The 20,051-nt window shown below is 67.3% G+C and carries 25 protein-coding genes and 2 pseudogenes; 15 read left to right on the forward strand and 12 right to left on the reverse strand.

The window, feature by feature from the left end; all coding sequences use genetic code 11:
- Positions 1–240 (forward strand): annotated as a pseudogene (locus A5706_RS35150) (NAD(P)H-binding protein); the annotation flags it as partial.
- Here A5706_RS35150 and A5706_RS35155 read toward each other — a convergent pair.
- Positions 136–456, reverse strand: a pseudogene (locus A5706_RS35155) (NAD(P)H-binding protein); the annotation flags it as partial. The pseudogenes A5706_RS35150 and A5706_RS35155 overlap by 105 nt on opposite strands.
- Entirely contained in the window at positions 375–881 is a 507-nt protein-coding gene (locus A5706_RS05430) for a nuclear transport factor 2 family protein (protein WP_068127873.1), read from the reverse strand. The gene A5706_RS05430 and the pseudogene A5706_RS35155, both read right to left, overlap by 82 nt.
- Positions 882–1,103: 222 nt before the next feature.
- Between A5706_RS05430 and msrA the strand changes: the two genes are divergently transcribed.
- The gene (gene msrA / locus A5706_RS05435; RefSeq protein ID WP_068127879.1) at positions 1,104–1,619 is read left to right on the forward strand and encodes a peptide-methionine (S)-S-oxide reductase MsrA; all 516 of its coding nucleotides are present in this window, start codon (positions 1,104–1,106) and stop codon (positions 1,617–1,619) included.
- A gap of 1 nt (position 1,620) precedes the next feature.
- On the opposite strand, the gene A5706_RS05440 is transcribed toward msrA, so the two are convergent.
- Complete coding sequence (locus A5706_RS05440) at positions 1,621–2,961, reverse strand: cytochrome P450 (RefSeq protein WP_068127882.1); 1,341 nt, start codon at positions 2,959–2,961, stop codon at positions 1,621–1,623.
- 155 nt (positions 2,962–3,116) lie between these two features.
- Here A5706_RS05440 and A5706_RS05445 point away from each other — a divergent pair, with 155 nt between their 5' ends.
- Together A5706_RS05445 and A5706_RS05450 are read left to right on the forward strand one after the other, a co-directional pair.
- On the forward strand, positions 3,117–3,701 hold the full coding sequence (locus A5706_RS05445; RefSeq protein WP_369831804.1) for a TetR/AcrR family transcriptional regulator: 585 nt from the start codon (positions 3,117–3,119) through the stop codon (positions 3,699–3,701).
- A 32-nt stretch (positions 3,702–3,733) separates the two neighbouring features.
- A complete protein-coding gene (locus A5706_RS05450; RefSeq protein ID WP_068127885.1) occupies positions 3,734–3,946 on the forward strand; it encodes a molybdopterin-binding protein in 213 nt (70 codons plus the stop codon).
- A 12-nt stretch (positions 3,947–3,958) separates the two neighbouring features.
- Here A5706_RS05450 and A5706_RS05455 read toward each other — a convergent pair whose 3' ends face one another.
- Both A5706_RS05455 and A5706_RS05460 read right to left on the reverse strand, forming a co-directional pair.
- Entirely contained in the window at positions 3,959–4,849 is an 891-nt protein-coding gene (locus A5706_RS05455) for an alpha/beta fold hydrolase (RefSeq protein ID WP_068127888.1), read from the reverse strand.
- 27 nt (positions 4,850–4,876) lie between these two features.
- A complete protein-coding gene (locus tag A5706_RS05460) occupies positions 4,877–6,121 on the reverse strand; it encodes a sulfotransferase (protein ID WP_068127893.1) in 1,245 nt (414 codons plus the stop codon).
- Between the two features lie 28 nt (positions 6,122–6,149).
- Between A5706_RS05460 and A5706_RS05465 the strand changes: the two genes are divergently transcribed.
- Positions 6,150–6,725: a TetR/AcrR family transcriptional regulator gene (locus tag A5706_RS05465; protein ID WP_068127894.1), complete on the forward strand. Its 576-nt coding sequence runs from the start codon at positions 6,150–6,152 to the stop codon at positions 6,723–6,725.
- The gene (locus A5706_RS05470) at positions 6,722–7,825 is read left to right on the forward strand and encodes a DUF1214 domain-containing protein (protein ID WP_068127897.1); all 1,104 of its coding nucleotides are present in this window, start codon (positions 6,722–6,724) and stop codon (positions 7,823–7,825) included. The genes A5706_RS05465 and A5706_RS05470 overlap by 4 nt, the downstream gene beginning before the upstream one ends.
- A gap of 74 nt (positions 7,826–7,899) precedes the next feature.
- On the opposite strand, the gene A5706_RS05475 is transcribed toward A5706_RS05470, so the two are convergent.
- Genes A5706_RS05475 through A5706_RS05490 form a run of 4 tightly spaced genes read right to left on the reverse strand, consistent with a single transcriptional unit; the run spans position 7,900 to position 11,757 of the window.
- The gene (locus A5706_RS05475) at positions 7,900–8,943 is read right to left on the reverse strand and encodes an LLM class flavin-dependent oxidoreductase (RefSeq protein ID WP_068127900.1); all 1,044 of its coding nucleotides are present in this window, start codon (positions 8,941–8,943) and stop codon (positions 7,900–7,902) included.
- Positions 8,943–9,467, reverse strand: coding sequence for an SRPBCC family protein (locus A5706_RS05480; protein WP_197517750.1), 525 nt, complete (start codon positions 9,465–9,467; stop codon positions 8,943–8,945). The genes A5706_RS05475 and A5706_RS05480 overlap by 1 nt, the downstream gene beginning before the upstream one ends.
- Positions 9,468–9,522: 55 nt before the next feature.
- Positions 9,523–10,629 (reverse strand): acyl-CoA desaturase, encoded by a 1,107-nt coding sequence (locus A5706_RS05485; RefSeq protein ID WP_068127905.1) that lies wholly within the window; start codon positions 10,627–10,629, stop codon positions 9,523–9,525.
- A gap of 33 nt (positions 10,630–10,662) precedes the next feature.
- On the reverse strand, positions 10,663–11,757 hold the full coding sequence (locus A5706_RS05490; protein ID WP_068127906.1) for a ferredoxin reductase: 1,095 nt from the start codon (positions 11,755–11,757) through the stop codon (positions 10,663–10,665).
- A gap of 70 nt (positions 11,758–11,827) precedes the next feature.
- Here A5706_RS05490 and A5706_RS05495 point away from each other — a divergent pair, with 70 nt between their 5' ends.
- On the forward strand, positions 11,828–12,502 hold the full coding sequence (locus A5706_RS05495; RefSeq protein WP_068127908.1) for a TetR family transcriptional regulator: 675 nt from the start codon (positions 11,828–11,830) through the stop codon (positions 12,500–12,502).
- A gap of 38 nt (positions 12,503–12,540) precedes the next feature.
- On the opposite strand, the gene A5706_RS05500 is transcribed toward A5706_RS05495, so the two are convergent.
- Complete coding sequence (locus A5706_RS05500; RefSeq protein ID WP_068127910.1) at positions 12,541–12,897, reverse strand: hypothetical protein; 357 nt, start codon at positions 12,895–12,897, stop codon at positions 12,541–12,543.
- A gap of 120 nt (positions 12,898–13,017) precedes the next feature.
- Here A5706_RS05500 and A5706_RS05505 point away from each other — a divergent pair, with 120 nt between their 5' ends.
- Positions 13,018–13,380: a DUF732 domain-containing protein gene (locus A5706_RS05505; protein WP_068127913.1), complete on the forward strand. Its 363-nt coding sequence runs from the start codon at positions 13,018–13,020 to the stop codon at positions 13,378–13,380.
- Positions 13,381–13,388: 8 nt separating this feature from the next.
- Here the strand turns inward: A5706_RS05505 and A5706_RS05510 are convergent, their stop codons facing one another.
- A complete protein-coding gene (locus A5706_RS05510; RefSeq protein ID WP_068127989.1) occupies positions 13,389–13,994 on the reverse strand; it encodes a GNAT family N-acetyltransferase in 606 nt (201 codons plus the stop codon).
- Positions 13,995–14,045: 51 nt separating this feature from the next.
- Here A5706_RS05510 and A5706_RS05515 point away from each other — a divergent pair, with 51 nt between their 5' ends.
- Positions 14,046–15,143 carry a F420-dependent hydroxymycolic acid dehydrogenase gene (locus tag A5706_RS05515; protein WP_068127918.1) on the forward strand — a complete coding sequence of 366 codons (1,098 nt, stop codon included), beginning with the start codon at positions 14,046–14,048 and terminating at the stop codon, positions 15,141–15,143.
- Between the two features lie 155 nt (positions 15,144–15,298).
- The gene (locus A5706_RS05520) at positions 15,299–16,594 is read left to right on the forward strand and encodes an acyl-CoA dehydrogenase family protein (protein ID WP_068127992.1); all 1,296 of its coding nucleotides are present in this window, start codon (positions 15,299–15,301) and stop codon (positions 16,592–16,594) included.
- 66 nt (positions 16,595–16,660) lie between these two features.
- Here the strand turns inward: A5706_RS05520 and A5706_RS05525 are convergent, their stop codons facing one another.
- Positions 16,661–17,116 carry a MaoC family dehydratase gene (locus tag A5706_RS05525; RefSeq protein ID WP_068127921.1) on the reverse strand — a complete coding sequence of 152 codons (456 nt, stop codon included), beginning with the start codon at positions 17,114–17,116 and terminating at the stop codon, positions 16,661–16,663.
- 94 nt (positions 17,117–17,210) lie between these two features.
- On the opposite strand from A5706_RS05525, the gene A5706_RS33435 reads away from it, so the two are divergent.
- Genes A5706_RS33435 through A5706_RS05545 form a run of 5 tightly spaced genes read left to right on the forward strand, consistent with a single transcriptional unit; the run spans position 17,211 to position 20,046 of the window.
- Complete coding sequence (locus A5706_RS33435; protein WP_197517751.1) at positions 17,211–17,381, forward strand: hypothetical protein; 171 nt, start codon at positions 17,211–17,213, stop codon at positions 17,379–17,381.
- Between the two features lie 20 nt (positions 17,382–17,401).
- Positions 17,402–17,899, forward strand: a complete 498-nt coding sequence (locus tag A5706_RS05530; protein WP_068127924.1) for a metallophosphoesterase — start codon at positions 17,402–17,404, stop codon at positions 17,897–17,899.
- A gap of 56 nt (positions 17,900–17,955) precedes the next feature.
- Positions 17,956–18,411: a MarR family winged helix-turn-helix transcriptional regulator gene (locus A5706_RS05535; RefSeq protein WP_068127926.1), complete on the forward strand. Its 456-nt coding sequence runs from the start codon at positions 17,956–17,958 to the stop codon at positions 18,409–18,411.
- Positions 18,408–19,229 carry an ATP-binding cassette domain-containing protein gene (locus tag A5706_RS05540; RefSeq protein WP_068127929.1) on the forward strand — a complete coding sequence of 274 codons (822 nt, stop codon included), beginning with the start codon at positions 18,408–18,410 and terminating at the stop codon, positions 19,227–19,229. The genes A5706_RS05535 and A5706_RS05540 overlap by 4 nt, the downstream gene beginning before the upstream one ends.
- Positions 19,219–20,046, forward strand: coding sequence for an ABC transporter permease (locus A5706_RS05545; RefSeq protein WP_068127931.1), 828 nt, complete (start codon positions 19,219–19,221; stop codon positions 20,044–20,046). Before A5706_RS05540 ends, A5706_RS05545 begins: the two co-directional genes overlap by 11 nt.
- Positions 20,047–20,051: the final 5 nt, after the last annotated feature.

The raw sequence follows: 20,051 nt of genomic DNA on the forward strand, positions 1-20,051 counted from the left end.
GTGCGGGTCATGGTGCGCCCGAAAGCCAACACCCGCAGCATCGACGACCTGCAGGTCACCCGGTTTCAGGGCGACGTGTTCGACACCGACACGGTGCGCGAGGCGATGGACGGCGTCGACGACGTCTACTACTGCGTCGTCGACACGCGCGCCTGGCTGCGTGACCCGTCGCCGTTGTTCCGCACCAACGTGGACGGCCTGCGCAACGTTCTCGACGTCGCCCTGAAACCGGGTGACCTGCAGGTCGTCGATGCTGCGGGTGTTGGCTTTCGGGCGCACCATGACCCGCACGTCGGCGCCGGCGGCGACGAGTTGGCGGGTCACATGCGAACCCAGAAAGCCGTTGGCGCCGATGACGAGCTTGGGTTTCGCGCTCACTGTTGCCCACCGTTCTGTTCCATCCAACGCGCGGCGTCGTCGTCGAGGGTGCCCAGCTGCTGCGCCTTGCGGCACCACTTCAGCCCCGCCCGCAGGAAACGCAGCGGGTTGTAGATGTCTTCTTCACGACTCCACAGGCCGTCGCCGGCATACGTGATGATCGTGATGTTGGTGGCGCTGATGACGCTGCCGTCGCCGGGGTCGCGCATCGGGTTGTCCAGTTCGAGGATGACCCGCCCGGTGGGCGCGTCGATGACCGACCACAGCGTGGGGAACGCGACCATGTGGCTGCCGGGGAAGGTGGTCATCGTTTGCTTGATCCACTCGCGCACCTCGTCGCGACCGTGCATGGTTCCCGCCGCGTGCTCGATGTACTCGACGTCCGGCGTGTACTGCTCTACCCAGGCGTCCCAGTCCCGGGTTTCGGCGGCCCGGGCGACCGTTTCCTCGAATTTCTCGAAGGCGGCGGCGAGTTCGCTGTGCGAGAACGTGGCGGTAGTCATGCCAAAACTAGAACACGTTCTATTGACGTTGTCGAGCAGCGTGCGCCCGCGGCGATCGAGAGCCTTGCCGAGCGTGAAGTGGTTGCGAATTTCTTGCCCTTAGTTTTCGGCAGCAGTTTCACGCGCGGCGGGGCAGCACGGGCCACCGGCGGCGGCGGTTATGCGGAATAATTGGAAGATCGCTTCGGGTTCGGGTAGCGAGACGACAAGAAGGGGCAAGCGATGACAGATCCTCAAAAGGCGATTCTCGCCGGCGGCTGCTTCTGGGGCATGCAGGACCTGATCCGCAAGCAACCCGGCGTGATCTCGACCCGGGTCGGCTACACCGGCGGCGACGTCCGCAACGCGACTTATCGCAATCACGGCACGCATGCCGAGGCCATCGAAATCGTCTACGACCCGGCGGTCACCGATTACCGCGCGCTGCTGGAGTTCTTCTTCCAGATCCACGATCCGACGACGAAGAACCGCCAGGGCAACGACGTAGGGACCAGCTACCGCTCGGCCATCTTCTACCTCGACGACGAGCAAAAGCGGATCGCGCTGGACACCATCGCAGACGTCGAGGCGTCGGGCCTGTGGCCGGGCAAGGTCGTGACCGAGGTCAGCCCCGCGGGCGATTTCTGGGAAGCTGAGCCCGAGCATCAGGACTACCTGGAGCACTACCCCAACGGGTACACCTGCCACTTCGTGCGTCCCGGCTGGAAGCTGCCACGCCGCGCCGCCGCCGGCAGCTGATTCAGTCCGCTGCGGTTCGCCGCCGGTGGACCACGATGCGCCCGCCGTTCTTGGGGGTATAGGCGACACCGCGGGAGTGCCAACGCTCCCCCGGAGCCGTTGTGGTCTCGATCGTGAAGTCGCGCAGCACCGTTCGTAACACTACGTCCATCTCCATGTTGGCGAACGCCGCCCCCACGCAGCGGCGGGTGCCCCCACCGAACGGGATCCACGCGAACGTGGACGGCTTGCCCCCGATGTAGCGCTGCGGGTCGAAGCGCTCCGGCTCGGGATAGACATCGGGATCTTCGTGGATCTGCGAGATGCTCACGATTATCGAATCCCCTTGGGGAAGAACCCATTCGCCGAGCTGGAAGGTTGGCGGAAACACGCGGCGGGCGCAGAAAAGGATGACCGTCCGGGCCCGCTGGACCTCCAGGATCGTCGCCTGACGAAGCTCGTCTCCGCCGTTGTCGGCTTCCTCCACTAGGGCGGCCAGCACGTCGGGGTGGCGGGTCACCCGCTCGAACGCCCACGCCAGCGTGGCCGCTGTGGTTTCGTGCCCGGCGGCCAGGAGCGCGAGCAATTCGTCACCAATGTCCTTGTGCGACATGGGGGAGCCGTCGTCGTAGGTGCTGCGCAGCATGAGCGCGAGCACGTCGGTGCGTTCGGCGAAGTTCGGATCGGCCCGCTCGTCGGCGATGAGCTTGTCGATGATGACGTCGTATTGGCGCCGCCACCAGTCCAGCCGGCCCCACGGGCTGAACCGGCCATATGTCCGTTCGGGTTTCGGCAATACGGCCAGACGCGAGCCCAGGGTGACCCACGGCGGGATGAGACGGCGCAGCTCGTCCAGCTCGGCGCCGTCGGCCCCGAAGACCGCCCGCAGGATGGCGTTGAGCGTGATGCGCATCATCGAGGGGAGCGTCGGGAAGGGCTGGCCCTCCGGCCAATTGGCCGTCTCGCGCAGGGTCTCCTCTTCGATGATGGCCTCGTAATTCTTCATGCTCTTGCCGTGGAACGGCGGTGCCAACAGCCGTCGCCGCTGCCGGTGCTCATCGCGGTCCAACGCGAAAACCGAACCCGAGCCGAACATCCGGCTCAGGTTGGGCTGAATGTTGCCGAGCTCCTCGGGACTGGTGGTGAACACCTGCTTCGCCAACTGCGGGTCACACACGATCACGGCGCGACCGAAAATCGGGATGGTAAGGGTGAAGACGTTGCCGTAGCGGCGCGCCAACCGCTTGATCATCCCGCGCCGCGAGATCGCGAAGCCGATGCCGGACAGCGGCTTTGGGATTCGGGCCGTCGGCGGCATTCTGACGGCGGGAGCCCCCGACGGGGCGATGACGACGTCGCTCATTGCCTTGCTGCTCCCCATATCTGCCCCGAGATCCGGGGGCGGTACCGCGGTGTACCAAAGCCTTTCCGGATACGGTACTCTGTGGTACCAAGCCTGACAAGGTGGCGAACTCGCCGAAGGGGGCGTCCGTGACATCGGCGGTTGACGACGCGGTCCTGGCCGACCCGGAATCGGATCCGTTTCGGCGCCGGCTGCTCGACGGCCTCGCCGCCTCGATCGGCGAGCGCGGCTACCGCGCCAGCACCGTCGCCGACATCGTCCGCCACGCCCGCACGTCCAAGCGCACCTTTTACGACCAGTTCGCGAGCAAGGAAGAGTGCTTCCTGGAGCTGCTGCGGGCCGACATCGAAACGCTCGGCGAGAACATCGCCGAGGCCGTCGACCCGGAGGCCGACTGGCACCTGCAGATTCGCCAGGCCGTCGAGGCCTATGTCGAGCACATGGAGGCCCGCCCGGCCATCACCTTGAGCTTGATTCGTGAGCTCCCGTCGCTGGGCGCCGTCGCCCGCCCGGTCCAGCGCCGCGGGGTGCAATTGCTGTCCAACCTGCTGATCGACCTCAGCGCCAGCCCGGGATTCCGGCGCGCGGAGCTGCCGCCGCTGACCGCGCCGCTGGCCGTGATCCTGTTGGGCGGCCTGCGCGAGCTCACCGCGCTGGCCGTCGAGGACGGCAAACCGGTGCGCGGGATCGTCGAACCGGCAGTGGACGCGTCGATAGCCCTGCTCGGGCCGCGTGCCTAGGCTCTTCGCAGAACCCACAGACGGAGGATGCGATGCGGCTATCGACCCGGAACCAACTCAAAGGAACCATCACCGAGGTCGATCTCGGCGCCGTGATGGCAATCGTGAAGGTCAAGCTCGACGGCGGCGATCAGATCGTCACGTCCTCGGTCACCAAGGACGCGGCGGTCGACCTCGGCCTGACGGTCGGTCAGCCCGCGACCGTGTTCATCAAGTCCACCGAAGTCACCATCGGCGTCGAATAGCGCCGCAGCAGTTTAACTTTCGCCGCGAAGGAACGCGCGCAGCCGGTCAAGCACCAGCTCGGGTCGCTGCTCGACGATCCAGTGGCCGACGCCGTCGACCAGTTCGACCTTGAAATCGCTTATCCGGTCGCCGTATCCGTCCACCAGGTCCGGTGTGAGCACCGGGTCTTTCGTTCCACACAGCCAGCGGACCGGCACGTCGACGCGGGCGTCGTCGTATTCGCCGCGCATCCAGCCCAGCAGCTCCTTCGTCTGAAAAGTGCGATACCACTTCGAACCGGCCACCGCGTGCCCCGGTTGGCGCATGCACTCGATGTAGAAGCGGACGTCTTCCTCGGGCACGAGGTAGCCTCCGCCGACCCAGGACGCCAGCAGCCGGTAGAACCTCGCCTTGGGATCGCCGATCAAACGCGGACCGATTACCGGCAGCATGATCGGGACCTGGTACCAGAACCGCCAGATGTTGCGGAGCATCGTAAGGTCGCGCTTCAGGTACGGCGCAGCGGTGTTCATGCCGAGGTACCCGGTGACCTTCTCCGGATGGCGCAGCATCATGATGAACGCGATCGGGCCACCCCAGTCGTGGGCGGCGAGCGTGACCGTGGCGACCCCCAGGCGGTCCAGCACCGCTGCGAGGTCGTCGGCCATGTCGTTCTTGCGGTAGTCCGAGCGGGGCGCCGAGCTCCAGCCCGCGCCGCGCAGGTCGGGACACAACACCCGGTAGCCGTCGGCGGCGAGCGGAGGAATCAATTCATGCCATTCCCACCAGTTTTGGGGGAAGCCGTGCACCAGCATCACTGCCGGCCCGGTTGCGGGGCCCGCGTCGGCGACGTGGATCGTCACCCCGTCGCCGAGTTCCACGTACCTGTGTTCGACACCGTTCAGCGCGGGCATAGCGACCATGAATTGAAAACGTAGCCGACCGCCGCCTCAGCAGAGGAACCGGTCGACGTATGGCGCGAAGCGCTCCCGCAGGGCGTCCTCCGTTAACCCGAACATCTCGTACGACGTCTCGACGTTGCCCAACCGGCCGCGCTGATGCCCCGCCAGGTAGCCGGCGACCGCCGCGCGCGCCTGGTCGGTGAACGGTTCGCCGGCCAGCCCGTAGACCCGCTCCGCCACACCGAGCTCGTCGGCCATGAAGTCGTCGAAGCGGATGTCGACCGAGCGTTCGGGGCCGATCGTGTCGCGGTCGTGGACCAGCGCGCTAAGCATGTGATCCAGGCGGTCGACCCACTGCTCGGCGATCTGCCCCACCGGCACGGGCGAGCGGTGCATGCGCGCGGAGTAGGTGATCATCGCGATCATCGACAACGCCACCGGGACCGGATCGCGATGGGTGAACACCACGATGCTGCCCGGAAAAACCCGGTCCAGCACCGGCACCTGCTCGAGATGCTGCGGCGACTTGAGCAGCCAGCGCCGCCCGCCGCGCAGGAACTGCATGGCCTTGAGCTGCCTGGCCAAATACTCGTAGTGGGGTGTCTGATCGTGCGCCTGGTAGTAGGCGCGCCAGCGCGGCGCCTCGGCGAGGGTCTCGAAGAGCATCGTCGAGAAGTCGTTGGCCAGCAATTGGATTTCCTCGTGCACGTGGTCTGTGGTCATCTCGTGCATCAGCGGGAAATAAGGCATCACCGTGTTGATGACCGAGACCCCGACGTCCATGCGGGTGCGCCGTGGATCGGGCTCGATTCCCGCCTCAGACGGCAAAGGAAACGGCTCGACGCTCTCCCAATACGGCATGGTGCGAAAGGTGGGCGCCGCGGCGAGCAGGTTGTGCAGGTGGGTGGTGCCGGTGCGGGGCAGGCCGGCGATCACGACCGGCGGTTGCAGTTCGATGTCGTCGATCTCGGGATGCCGGCGCAGCAGGTCGGTGAACAACAGCCGGTTCTTCAGCAGCTGCACCAACTGCGCGAAAAAGTTGACCACCCCGGCCGCATGCAGCCCGTCGATGGCCCGCAGGTCGGCGAGGTAGACGTCGAGTCGTTCTCGGTAGTCGTCCGCGCCGAAATCGTCCAGGCCGGTGTCGGCGCTGGCGTGCAAGTGCAGGGCATCGGCATCAAGCGGACAGTCCGGGGCCATCGTGGCCATCATGTCGAGAATCTGCTGGCCTTCGGCACCGAATCGGGGCAGGGCCAGGTCGTCGAGGGGAACTGAGCGAACGGCTTCGGTCACGGCGACTTATGTTACTCTGAGTTTCGTAATGACGATAGACTTTGGCCGACCCCGTGACCCGCGTATCGACGCCGCGGTACTGCGCGCGACCGTCGAACTTCTCGCGGAAACCGGTTACTCGGGCCTGTTGGTCTCGGCCATCGCCAAGCGGGCCGGCACCAGCAAGCCCGCGATCTACCGGCGCTGGCCGAGCAAGGCGCACCTCGTGCACGAGGCGGTGTTCCCGATCGGCGCCGCGACCGCGGTTCCCGACACCGGATCGCCGCCCGACGACCTGCGCGAAATGGTTCGCCGCGCAATGGCTTTCCTGACGACGCCGGCAGCCCGCGCGGCACTGCCGGGGCTGGTCGGCGAGATGGCCGCCGACCCGACCCTGCATTCGGCGCTGCTGGAGCGGTTCGCCGACGTCATCGCCGGTGGCCTGGCCGAGTGGTTGCAGGCCGCGGCCGCGCGCGGCGAGGTGCGGGCCGACGTCAGCGCCGCCGAACTCGCCGAGGCTGTCGCGGGCCTGACCCTGGTCGCCCTGCTCACGCGCGCCAAAGAACTCGACGACGCGTGGGTCGACCGCACCACCACGCTGCTACTGAAGGGAATCAGCACATGACGCACGACTCGACGGCCGCGTGGCAGGAACTGCTCGCCACCCTGGGCGCCCTCGACCGCTCCTTCCTCGAGGGCGACCGCGCCGTCACCGACGATCGCCACGTCGCCGACGGCTACCGCATGCTTGCCGCCACACTCGGGGTGGCCTTCGACGCCTACCTGTTCCCCGAGCCCGGGCGCCCTCAGTTCGTCGCGGTGAACACGCCGTTTCGGCGCGATCGCCGGTGGGGCGGCGACAACACCGACGCCTACTACTTTTTCTGCCCGGTCGACCCGAAGCGGCGCTACCGCATCAGCGGCAATCGCGGTGACAGCGTGTACTTTTCGGTGACGGCCTACAACGAACCCACGCCCGGTGCGTGGTCGGACCGGGTCGTCGCGATCGTCCGCGACAGCGACCTCGATGTCGACGCCGACGGCAACTTCAGCTTCGAATTCCCCCCGACGCCGGACGCGGCCGTGCTGATGACCCGCGACTACCAGGCCGACCCACTGACCGGGCGCCCGGTCGTGTGGAACATCGAGGCGCTCGACGAGCCGGACCCGATCCGGCACGGCGACGCCGAGACCGCGACGAGCCTGCGAGCCGCGGCCACCTGGCTGCGCACCATGTTCGCCATCGTGCCGCTGGCCGTCGGCACTCGAGCGGACAAAGAGCACGCGCTCGGGCACGAGACCGCGCATGCGGCAAACGAATTCGCCGAGCCCTATCAGGTGCCCGACGCCAACTTCGGTTGGTCGGCGCGTGACGCGTGCTATTCCTACGGGAGTTTCGTGCTCGACGACGACGAGGCGCTGATCATCACCCACCGACCGCCGGCGTGCCGGTTCTGGAACATGGTGGTGTGGAACCAGTTCATGGCCACCTATGGCGCGGACGATGCGAGGTGTTCCATCAACGGCAGTAGCGCCGCGCTCAACGGCGATGGCTCGGTGACGATCGTGTTGTCCCGCGGCATGACCACCCACCCGAATTCGCTGACCACGCTGGACTATCCGCGCGGCAACCTCGCGTTCCGGTGGTTCCTGGCCGACGGGGTGCCGGCGCGGCCCGAGGTGAAACTCGTGAAAGCAGCCGAGGCGCCGACGCAGCCGTACTAGGTTGCCGGCCGCCGAGTGTGTGGCTAAGTACGAAAACCGCCTCGAATTCGTCCATACCCGCCACGGTCGAGATATCAGCCGACCTCGCGGACCAGCTCGATAGCCCGTCCCAGAGTGCCGAGCTTCGCCTCTAGCGTTTCCCCGGCGGGATACAACCGCACGGTGTCGACGCCGGCGTCGCGCCAGACCGCGAGACGCGCCCGGACCATCTCCTCGGTTCCGATCAGCGTGGTGGCCAGCACCATCTCATCGGTCACCAACCCGGCGGCGCCGTCGCGGTCGCCCCGCTGCCACCGCTCCCGAACCTCGTCCGCGACGTCGGCCCAGCCTTGCCGGCTGTAGGCCTGGTTGTAGAAATTCGTGCTCGACGACCCCATGCCGCCGAGGCTGAAGGCGAGATCCTTCTTGCGGCCCGCGACCATCTCGCGCAGCTCGTCCTCGTCGGCGGCGAAGGCGACCTCGGCCCCCTGGCAGATGTCGATGTCGGCGCGAGTGCGGCCCGCGGCCGCCAGCCCCTCGTCGAGGTGGGAGAAGTACGCGTCGTCAGCGCCCTCCGGAACGAAGCTGGTGCCCAGCCATCCGTCGGCGATGCGCCCGGTCAGCCGCAGCATCGCCGGTGACAGCGCCGCCAGGTAGATCGGAATGTTGTGCTCGGCCCGGGTTGACAGTCGCATCGGCACCCCCTCGCCGCCGGGCCGGGGAATCTGAAACTCCTTGCCGGAGTGCGAGATCTTGCCTCCCGCAAACACCTGCCGCACGACGTCGACAGTTTCGGCCATCCGCGCCAGTGGTCGGCCGAACGACACCCCGTGCAGACCCTCGATCACCTGGGGACCCGAGGCCCCCAGCCCGAGCAGGAACCGCCCGCTCGACAGGTTCGACAGCGTGATCGCGGTTTGTGCCACCATGACGGGCGACCGGACGCCGAGCTGCAGGACGCCCGAACCGAGCAGCATCCTCTCGGTCCGCGCCGCGAGGTAGCCCAGCGCCGAGGCCGCGTCGGCGCCCCAGGCCTCGGCCACCCAGCACACGTCGAGGCCCAGCCTTTCCGCCTCGACGGCAAACTCGACGACTTCGGCTGCGGCGCGGGACAATTCGACCGTCGTCGCGGTGCGCATCAACGCACCCCGTGCTCGGCGAGCCTCTTGAGCGCGGCGAGCGTCTTGCCGATCGCGCCCTCGAACTCCCGCATGCGCACGAAGACGATCTTTTCCTCTTTGTCCGGCATCGAATCGATGGCCACCGACAGTCCGGACCGCCCGGGCCCCATCTGCATCCAAAAGCTCAGCAGGGTGCCGCCGTCGCGGGGCGTCAACCGGAACCGCCAGGTCGCGGACGGATTATCGGGTTGGCCGACGGCCCAGGCGAATACGCGCGGGGCATCGCACGCGACGATCTGCGAGGTGGTGCTCCACTGGCCGAACGCGTCGTGCTCGTTGTGTCCGACGAAGCGGGCGCCGACGCGGGGCCGGTCCGAGCCGTCGGCCCACTGCACGGCCTTCAGCTCGTTGCTGAACGTCGGCATCAGCTCGATGTCGGAGACCAGATCCCAGACCCGCTCCGGGTCGGCATCGATCCACGTCGACGCCTCCACCGTGGGGGTGTCCGCGTAGCGTGCGCCGGTCCATTCCACGGACCTCATTGTCCCCCCGAAAGGTCCCGAGGCAATGCCCCGGGACCGAAGCGGGACTCATACGTTATGCGGCGACCGGAAGCCGATCGGCGGGGCGGTCGCCACCGGGTTTCCGCACCCAAGAGTCCGGAAAGGTCAGCTTGACGATCTTGCGGACGACGGTGCCGAATTGGCGCACCAGCGGGCCGCGGTTATAGGGGATGCCGTAGCGCCGGCAGATTTCCTGCACCTCGGGTGCGATCTCGGCGTACCGTCGAGCCGGCATGTCCGGGAACAGGTGGTGCTCGATCTGGTGCGACAGGTTGCCGGACAGCAGGTGAAAGAGCTTGCCCCCGGTCAGGTTTGCCGATCCCAGGACCTGACGGAAGTACCACATGCCGCGGGATTCGTCCTTGGTCTCCTCGACGGTGAATTCCTGGGTGCCGTCCGGGAAGTGGCCGCAGAAGATGATCATGTACGACCAGACGTTGCGCATCAGGTTGGCCGAGAGGTTGCCCGCGAAGACGAACGGCGCGAAGGGCCCGGCGAGCAGCGGGAACGCGACGTAGTCCTTGAGCGTCTGGCGCCGGGTCTTCTTCCAGATCTCCTGCAGCACCTCGCGTTTGTCGCGCAGCCGGATCTCACCGGAGCGGATGCGCTCGGTTTCCAGCTCGTGCAGCGCGACGCCGTACTGGAACAGCACCATCAGCAGGAACGCGTAGACCGGGTTGCCGAGGTAGTAGGGGTGCCATCGCTGGTCTTCGCTCATCCGCAGGATGCCGTAGCCGATGTCGCGGTCCATCCCCACGATGTTGGTGTGGGTGTGGTGCATGTAGTTGTGCGAGTGCCGCCATTGATCGGCGGGGCAGGCGGTGTCCCACTCGAACGTGCGGCCCGAGATCGTGGGGTCACGCATCCAGTCGTACTGACCGTGCATGATGTTGTGCCCGATCTCCATGTTGTCGAGGATTTTCGACACGCCCAGCAGCACGGTGCCCAGCGGCCACGCCGGCGGCAGGAACAGCAGCGCGCGTCCGCCGACCTCCAGCGCGCGCTGGGTCTTGATGACGCGGCGGATGTAGTCGGCGTCCGCTTCGCCCAGTTCCGCCATCACGCGCTCCTTGATGGCGTCGAGTTCGCGGCCGAATTCCTCGGCCTGCTCGGGTGTCAGGGTGATCGTGTTCTGTGTCATGGCATTTCCTTTCAACTCGTGAAAGTTGGGAAGCTAGAGGGATAGGTCGACGTCGCCGACCGGGACGGACACGCAGATCTGCACGTCCTCGTCGGGTTGGGTCGACACCGCGCCGGTGATCAGGTTGCGCACCGTTCCGGCGGTCTTGCGCCGCGTGCAGGTGTGGCAGATGCCCATCCGGCACCCGTTCTGCGGCGTCAGGCCGGCGGATTCGGCCTGCTCCAGGAGCGAGCGACCGTCGTCAACGACGTCGATCCCGCTGTCCGCGAACGTGATTCGCCCGCCCGACGGGTTCGCCGGTGCGTCGAAGACGGGCGGCACGAAGCTCTCGGTGTAGACGTTGTCGCAGTGCTCCCGCACCGCCTCGACCAAAGCCGTTGGCCCGCAGACGAACACCACATCGGGGTCGGGCATCGCGGCGGCCAGGTGCTCCGGTCCGAAACGCCCGGTGAGGTCGCCGGCGCCGGCGCGGGTGTAGCCGTGCAGCACGCGCACACCGGGCCGATCGTCGTGGGCGGCGAGTTCCTCGCGGTAGCACGCCTCCGCGGGGGTGCGGGCGTAGTGCACGAACGCGACCTCGCCCCGATGATGCTCGGCGATCAGCGTGCGCAGCATTGCCATCACCGGCGTGATGCCGCTTCCGCCGGAGACGAACAGGATCCGCTGCGGGCGCGCCTCGGGCAGGACAAAGTCACCGCCGGTCCCGGCCAGGCCGACCACCATGCCGCGGCGGGCCCGTTCGTACAGGTAGCTCGACATCACCCCGCCGTCGTGGTGGCCGATCGTCAGCTCGAGGTTGGCGCTGCCTTCAGCGTTGGCCGGCGAGTAGCAGCGGGTGTGGCGGCGACCGTCGATGTCGACCGCGAGGTTGACGTACTGACCCGCCTTGAGTGTGTGGGTCGACGCGAAGGCCTCGTTGGGAGCGAGCGTGAGGGTGACGCTGCGCGGCGTGGTGCGGCGCACGTCGACGACCTTGGCGCGGGCCTCGCCCAGCGTCCAGGTCGGCGCCACCAGCTCGGTGTAGCGGTCCACACCGTGCGGACCGGTGAGGAGGTCTAACAGGTCTGAGCCCAGGACGCGCTTGCGCAGGGTTTGCGCGAGGTTCCGGGTCGAAGTCTGAGTGAACATATGTACACCGTGCGTCCGCCCACCGCAGGTAGTCAAGGGTTTTGTGCACGTTTGTGGTAGGGTTCACATAGTGAACAGCCGTACTCCTAGCTCACGTTCGCATCGGTCGGGCCGAGAACGCTCACGCGAGAACCCGTCGCGCGAGGAGCGCAAGGAGGCCACGCGCCGCGCCATCATCGCCGCGGCCCTCAAGCTGCTGCAGGACCGCAGCTTTTCCAGCCTGAGCCTGCGCGAGGTGACCCGTGAGGTCGGGATCGTGCCCGCGGCCTTCTACCGTCACTTCGAGTCGATGGAGGCCCTCGGGCTGGTGCTGATCGACGAGTCGTTTCGCACCCTGCGCGACACCTTGCGCGGTGCGCGGACCGGCCGACTGGATCCGAACCGGGTGATCGAGTCGTCGGTCGATACCGTCATCGCCAGCATCACCGACCGCCGCGAGCACTGGCGGTTCATCTACCGGGAACGCTCGGGCGGGGTCACCGTGCTGCGCTACGCCATCCGCACCGAGCTGCGGCTGATCACCTCCGAACTGGCCACCGACCTGGCCCGCTTCAACAGGCTCAACGAGTGGAGCACCGAGGACCTCAACGTCCTGGCGACCTTGTTCGTGAACTCGATGATCGTCATCGCCGAGGCGATCGAGGACGCTCAGACCACCGAGGCACTGGAAGACATCCGGCGGCTCGCCGTCAAGCAGCTGCGGATGATCACCATCGGCATAGCCGACTGGCGAAGCGCTCCCTAGCGGCGGTCACTTCGTCAAACGGAGTGAACAACCGAGCACTAAATTTCGGTCTGTTCGTCGACGACCTCGAACAGCGATTCGCCGTCCTCGGGGGTGCCGTCGATTTGGGAACGGTGTGCGCGCCCGGGGCCGCCGTCATCGGCCGCGTCGACCGCCGCGGGCGCGCCGGTTAACACGTCCGGCTCCTCTTCGGCCAGCCGCTGGTCGAGGGATTCGCCCTCCCGCTCCTCACGGGCGGTCATCCCGAACCGGTCGGCTTCGCTCCAGCCTTCGGGCGGATCGACGACGATGTCGCCGTCGTCGTTGCGCAGCTCGTCGGAGTCGGTGCCTTCGCTCGGGTTGAGGGTGTCGCCGGGACCGCCCTCCTCGGGAAAGTCGCCGTTGTCGATAGCCATATGGGTCGGTTGCCCCTGGCCCCGGCGATTAAAACTTTCGCAATTCCCGATGTGACCGACCCCGCAGGCGAATACGCTGCATCTTCCGGGCAACTTCATTGAGCGAGAAAGTCGCGGCACATGTTCTTTGGTCCAACTCCGGTCGCAGCGGCCTTTTTGGGGGCTGGGGCGGTGATCGGCGGAATCGGGCTTGCCGCGCCGGCCCTGGCCGACGCCGCAGACGATTCCTTCCTCCAGGCCCTCGATGGCAACGGCATCCAGTACGGCAGCGTCGACAACGCGATGTTCGTGGCCAGGGCTTACGTGTGCGACCAGCTCGCCGCCAACCCGGGTGAACCGATGAACGATGTCGTAGCCGGCGTGGCCGGTTATACCAACTGGTCCAACGCCGACAGCGCCTCCTTCACCGCGTCGGCCATCACCGCCTACTGCCCGCAGTACCAATACATGGCCAGTGGGCCGACAAACGTGCCGATTTCCTAGGCACCGTTCTACCGCGGGTTCCGCCACATCGCCCACAAGGTCGGGCCGCCGTCGGGCAATTCGATCTCGCGGGTAACGGTGAACCCGAAACGTTCGTAGTACGGGACGTTTTCGGGCTTGCTCGACTCGAGATACGCCGGGCAATATTCGGCATCGCAGCGGTCGAGCCGGGACCGCATCAGGGCCTGGCCGAAACCCTGCCCCCGGACCGCCGGGTCGCTCCCGATCACGGCGAGGTACCAGTGCGGTTCCTCGGGATGTTCCCGCTTCATGAGTTCCTGCACGGTGCGCGCCCTCGCCGAATCCGACCCGAAGACCCGGATAAAGCTCGGCAGCATCGCCAGCTCTTCCCAGCGCGACTGCCTCCACCGACCCGGCGGATCCCACAACGACGCGGCGCCGACGCCCGGCCCGTCGCAGGCGACCTCCACACCGCCTCCGGCCAGATGATGGCGGCGCGTCAGCGTCCCGAACAGCCGGATCAGCTGCGCGGGCCGCGCGTCGTCGTCGGGCAGCATCCAGGTGGTGACGGGGTCGTCGTAGAACGCGCGGGCCAGGGTGCGTGACAGTTCGCGGATGTCGGCTTTGCGCGCCGGGCGCGCGTGCGGGGCCACCAACGCCACGTTAGTGGGTGTGGCGAGCAGCATGCGGGGTATGCCGGTCCGGTGACCGGCATCTCGCGGCGAAGGCTCTGGCGGATGGCCGCCGGCGTGGGCGCGCTCGGCGCTGTCGGACTGCCGCAGGCCTGCGGGAAGCCCGGGTCCGACCGCGGCAAACCGACCGCGCCGCCGCCGGCCGCGGGCAAGGGCGTGGGCGTGGTGCTCTCGCACGAGCAGTTCCGCACCGACCAACTCGTCGCGCAGGCCCGGGCCGCCGAGCAAGCCGGCTTTCAGTACGTGTGGGCCAGCGATCACATCCAGCCGTGGCAGGACGACGAGGGCCACTCGATGTTTCCCTGGTTGACCCTGGCCCTGGTCGGCAGCGCCACCAGCCGAATCTCGTTCGGCACCGGGGTGACCTGCCCGACCTATCGCTATCACCCCGCCACGGTGGCCCAGGCGTTCGCCTCGCTGGCGATCCTCAACCCGGGACGAGTGTTCCTGGGATTGGGCACCGGCGAACGGCTCAACGAACAGGCCACCACAAATGCGTTCGGCAATTACGCCGAGCGTCATGACCGACTCATCGAGGCGATCGGACTGATCCGCCAGCTGTGGAGCGGTTCGCGAATCTCCTTTGCCGGCCGCTACTTTCAGACGAACGCTTTGAAGCTCTACGACACACCACCGACGCCGCCACCGATCTTCGTCGCCGCCGGCGGGCCCAAGAGCGCGAAGCTGGCCGGTCAGTACGGCGACGGCTGGATCACGCAGGCCCACGACGTGACGAACTCGACCTTGCTCGCCGCATTCGGCGCGGGTGCGCAGGCCTCCGGGCGGGACGCCGCCAATTTGGGTAAGCGTGCCGAACTTTTCGCGGTCGTCGGCAACAACGACGTGGCCGCCCGCGCCGCGACGCTGTGGCGCTTCACCGCCGGCGCCGTCGACCAACCGAACCCCGTCGAGATCCAACGCGCCGCCGAGGCCAATCCCATCGACAAGGTACTGGCGAACTGGGCGGTCGGCACCGATGCCGCGGCCCACATTGGCGCGGTACAAAGGGTTCTCGACGCCGGGGTGATCCCCTTTCTGCACTTCCCCCAGGAGGACCCCGTCGCCGCGATCAACTTTTACGGCGGCAACGTCTTGCCCAAGCTGCGCTGAACCGGCCCGGGTTAGAACCAGCAGAAGCCCGTTGCCATTGCGCAGCGCGTCATCGAGAGCCGCGGCGACGTCTGATCGCTTTCCGCCGCGATCTACGATGGGGTGGCTTATCAACGAGTCCGGTGCGGCGCTGCACCGGGGAACGGTTGGCCACGGTGTGGGACTTCGAAACTGACCCGGAATACCAGGCGAAGCTGGACTGGGTCGAAAAGTTCATGGTCGACGAGCTGGAACCGCTCGATCTGGTCGCGCTCGACCCGTATGACAAGAAGAACGCCGAGATGATGGCGATCATGAGGCCGCTGCAGCAGCAGGTCAAGGACCAAGGCCTGTGGGCCGCGCATCTGCGGCCCGAGCTGGGCGGTCAGGGCTTCGGTCAGGTCAAGCTGGCGCTGCTCAACGAGATCCTCGGACGCTCCCGGTGGGCACCTTCGGTCTTCGGCTGCCAGGCACCCGATTCGGGCAACGCCGAGATTCTCGCCCTTTTCGGCACCGACGAACAGAAGGCCCGCTACCTGCAGCCGCTGCTCGACGGCGAGATCACCTCGTGCTACTCGATGACCGAGCCGCAGGGCGGTTCGGATCCGGGGATGTTCGTGACAACGGCGACCCAGGACGGGGACGACTGGGTCATCAACGGCGAGAAGTGGTTCTCCAGCAACGCCAAACACGCGTCGTTCTTCATCGTGATGGCGGTGACCAAACCCGACGCGCGGACGTACGACAAGATGTCGCTGTTCATCGTTCCGGGCGAGACGCCGGGCATCGAGATCATCCGTAACGTGGGCGTGGGCGGCGAGTCGGGAAGACACGGCTCGCACGGCTACGTCCGCTACAACGACGTCCGGGTGCCGGCCGATCACGTGCTGGGCGGCGAGGGCCAGGCATTCATGATCGCGCAGACGCGACTCGGCGGTGGCCGCATCCACCACGCGATGCGCACGATCGCCTTGGCGCGCAAGGCATTCGACATGATGTGCGAGCGGGCGGTGTCACGTAAGACCCGGCACGGCCACCTGTCCGACTTCCAGATGACCCAGGAGAAGATCGCCGACAGCTGGATCCAGATCGAGCAGTTCCGGCTGCTGGTGCTGCGCACCGCGTGGTTGATCGACAAGCACCACGACTACCAGAAGGTGCGCCGCGACATCGCGGCGGTGAAGGTCGCCATGCCGCAGGTGCTGCACGACGTCGCGCAACGGGCCATGCACCTGCACGGCGCGCTCGGCGTCTCCGACGAGATGCCGTTCGTCAAGATGATGGTCGCGGCCGAGTCGCTGGGCATCGCCGACGGCGCCACCGAGCTGCACAAGATGACGGTCGCCCGGCGGACGCTGCGCGAATACCAGCCCGTGACAACGCCGTTCCCGTCTGCGCACATACCGACCCGGCGCGCCGAGGCGGAGGCCAGGCTGGCCGAGCGTCTGGAACACTCGATCGCCGAGTTCTAACCGCGAGCAGACGCAAAAGCCCCCAATTCCAGCGCGAAATGGGGGCTTTTGCGTCTGCTCGCCGTACTAGGAGATGTAGCGGACGATGCTTTCGGCCACGCACGCCGGCTTGGGCGCACCCTCGATCTCGATCGTCGTCGACACCGTCGCCTGAACGGCGCCGTCACCCAGGTCGTCGACGCTGACCAGCGAGCTCTGCGCGCGAACGCGCGAGCCGACCGGCACCGGGGCGGGGAAGCGAACCTTGTTGAGGCCGTAGTTGATTGCGAGCTTGATCCCTTTCACGGTGTACATCTCGTGCTGCAGCCGCGGCAGCAGCGAAAGGGTCATGAAACCGTGGGCGATGGTCTTGCCGAACGGACCGGCCGCCGCCCGTTCCGGGTCGACGTGGATCCACTGGTGATCGCCGGTCGCGTCGGCGAACAGGTTGACGTCTTCCTGGGTGATGGTCACCCAGTCGCTCTGCCCGATCGTCTCGCCCGCCGCCGCGGCGAGGTCCGCTACTGATTCGAAGGTGCGCATTGGTCCTCCTCGGGATGCTGTCGATGCCCGCAAGCACCCTATCGGAGCCGATCGCGGCCGTTTCGCGCGCCGCTGCGCGGGAAACCTGGATCCCATGCCGGAAAACAAGGGCCACAGGGCCGAGGAAGACGTCGAGCCCGAAGTGCACGAGGCTCGATCACGGGCCGCCGAAGGCGACGACGGGTCGTACGTGGGCGCGGCCGGTTCCGACGACACGTTCGACGCGGGCGAGACGGGCGCCGAGGCGCGCAGCCAGGACCGCTAGCGGTAGCGCAAGATGGCGGCGTGAGGCTGCTGCTTATTGCCGACACCCACGTCCCGCGGCGCGCCCGCGACCTGCCCGCGCGGGTATGGGACGAGGTCGCCGCGGCCGATGTGGTGGTGCATGCCGGCGACTGGGTATCGACCGACCTGCTCGACGCGCTGGAAACCCAGGCCGCGCGGCTGGTCGCGTGCTGGGGCAACAACGACGGGCCGGCGTTGCGGGCCCGGCTGCCGGAGCGTGCCGACGCCACGCTCGACGGGCTGCGCCTGACCGTGGTCCACGAGACAGGTGCCGCGAGCGGCAGGGACGCGCGGATGTCGCGGCTCTACCCCGACCGCGACGTGCTGGTGTTCGGCCACAGCCACGTCCCGTGGGATACCACGACGCACACCGGACTGCGCCTGCTCAATCCGGGTTCACCCACAGATCGTCGCCGGCAACCGTTCTGCAGCTACATGACCGCCGGCGTCGACAATGGGACGTTGACCGACGTGGTCCTGCATTCGCTCGAAAAGTAGCTGGGAGCTAGCCCCCACACAGCTCGTACCCATATTTAGCTCGTAAACAGAGGTATATGGGGGCAGTGAAGTCCGATGTGGTCGCCGAGCTGTTCGGCGTCGTCGGCAGGTTCCGCCGGCAACTTCGCCGGTCGGCCGGCCGTGGGCTCGACTCCGCGCGGCTGTCCGAGGCCCAGGCGGAGCTGCTGTGGCTGGTCGGACGGCGACCGGGGATCTCGGTCAGCGCCGCCGCGGCGGAGCTCGGCCTGGTGCCCAACACCGCGTCGACCTTGGTCTCCAAGCTGGCCGGCAACGGACTGCTGATCCGGACCGTCGGCGAATCGGACCGCCGCGTCGGCCAGCTGCGGCTCGCCGAACCCACCCAGCAGCTCGTCGACGCATCTCGGGCCGCGCGCCGGGCACTGGTCGCCGAGGTACTCGGCGAGCTCGATGACGATCAAATCGAGTCCCTGACAAAGGGATTGGAGGTTCTTGACACCATGACCCGACTACTCCAGGAACGGCGCTCATGAGCGAACGACTGCCGATGGCCATCGACGGCCGGAACCTGACCTACCGGTACGGCCAGTTCACCGCGGTCGATGACGTGACGTTGCAGGTGCGCCCGGGCGAGACGATGGGCCTGCTGGGACCCAACGGTGCCGGAAAGACGACGCTAGTCCGCATGCTCACCACGTTGACGCCGGTGCAGCGCGGCGAATTGCGCATCTTCGGCATGGACGCCCGCCGCCAGACCATCGACATCCGCAGCAACATCGGCTATGTGCCCCAACAACTTTCGGTCGAACCCGCGTTGACCGGGCGGCAGAACGTGCAGTGGTTCGCGCGCCTCTACGGGGTGCCGCGCGCCTGCCGGTCCGAACGGGTGGAACAGGCGCTAGCCGCCATGGAACTGCTCGACGTGGCCGACCGGCGGGCCGGGGCGTACTCCGGCGGCATGGTGCGCCGCCTGGAGGTGGCGCAGGCGCTGGTCAACCGCCCGTCGCTGCTTGTGCTCGACGAGCCGACGGTGGGGCTGGACCCGATCGCCCGCGACGGTGTCTGGCAGCAGGTGCGGAGCATGCAGGCCCAGTTCGGCATGACGGTGCTGCTCACCACCCACTACATGGAGGAGGCCGACGCGCTGTGCGATCGGGTCGCGCTGATGCACCGCGGCCGGCTGCGCGCCGTGGGCACGCCCGCGAAGCTGAAGGCCACCGTGTCGCCCGGCGCCACGCTCGAGGACGTGTTCCGCCACTACGCGGCCGAAGACCTGTCCGGCCAGACGGAATCGTCCGGCTCCTTCCGTGAGATCCGTTCCAGCAGAAAGGTTGCCAGCCGTGCCAGTTGACATCGCACCCAAAGTCCCGGCGGCCACCCTGGTTCGCGCCCCGCGCGGCTGGCAACGGGTCCAGGCGACGCTGGCGCGGGTCGGGGCGTTCGCGATCGTGGAACTGCAGAAGCTGCAGCACGACCGGACCGAACTCGTCACCCGGATGGTGCAGCCCGCGCTGTGGCTGCTGATCTTCGGCACGACGTTTTCCAAGTTGCACGTCATCCACACCGGGTCGGTGTCCTACCTCGCCTTCCTGGCGCCGGGGATAATCGCGCAGTCGGCGCTGTTCATCTCGATCTTCTATGGCATACAGATCATTTGGGACCGCGACGCCGGCGTGCTGGCCAAGCTGATGGTGACGCCCGCGCCCGCGTCCGCGCTGATCACCGGCAAGGCGTTCGCGGCCGGAGTGCGCTCGGTCGCCCAGGTGGTCGGGGTGATGGCGCTGGCGTACCTGATGAACATCGGCCTGACCATCAATCCGCTGCGGATCCTGGCGGCGATGGCCGTCGTGATGCTCGGCGCGGCGTTCTTCGCCTGCCTGTCGATGACGCTGGCCGGGCTGGTCCTGTCCCGCGACCGGCTGATGGGAATCGGTCAGGCCATCACGATGCCGTTGTTCTTCGCGTCGAATGCGCTCTACCCCGTCGACGTGATGCCCGCTTGGTTGCACGCGCTGAGCAAGGTCAACCCGCTCAGCTACGAGGTGGACGCGCTGCGGGCGCTGTTGATCGGCACCCCGTTCAACCCGGCCGACTTCATCGTGCTGGTGGTGGCGGCACTGATCGGAATCGCCACGGCTTCAACGCTTTTGCGTCGGCTCGTCGCGTAGGGGCG

Origin of the sequence: Mycobacterium sp. E796 (assembly GCF_001672815.1) — a bacterium.
Lineage (GTDB): Bacteria > Actinomycetota > Actinomycetes > Mycobacteriales > Mycobacteriaceae > Mycobacterium.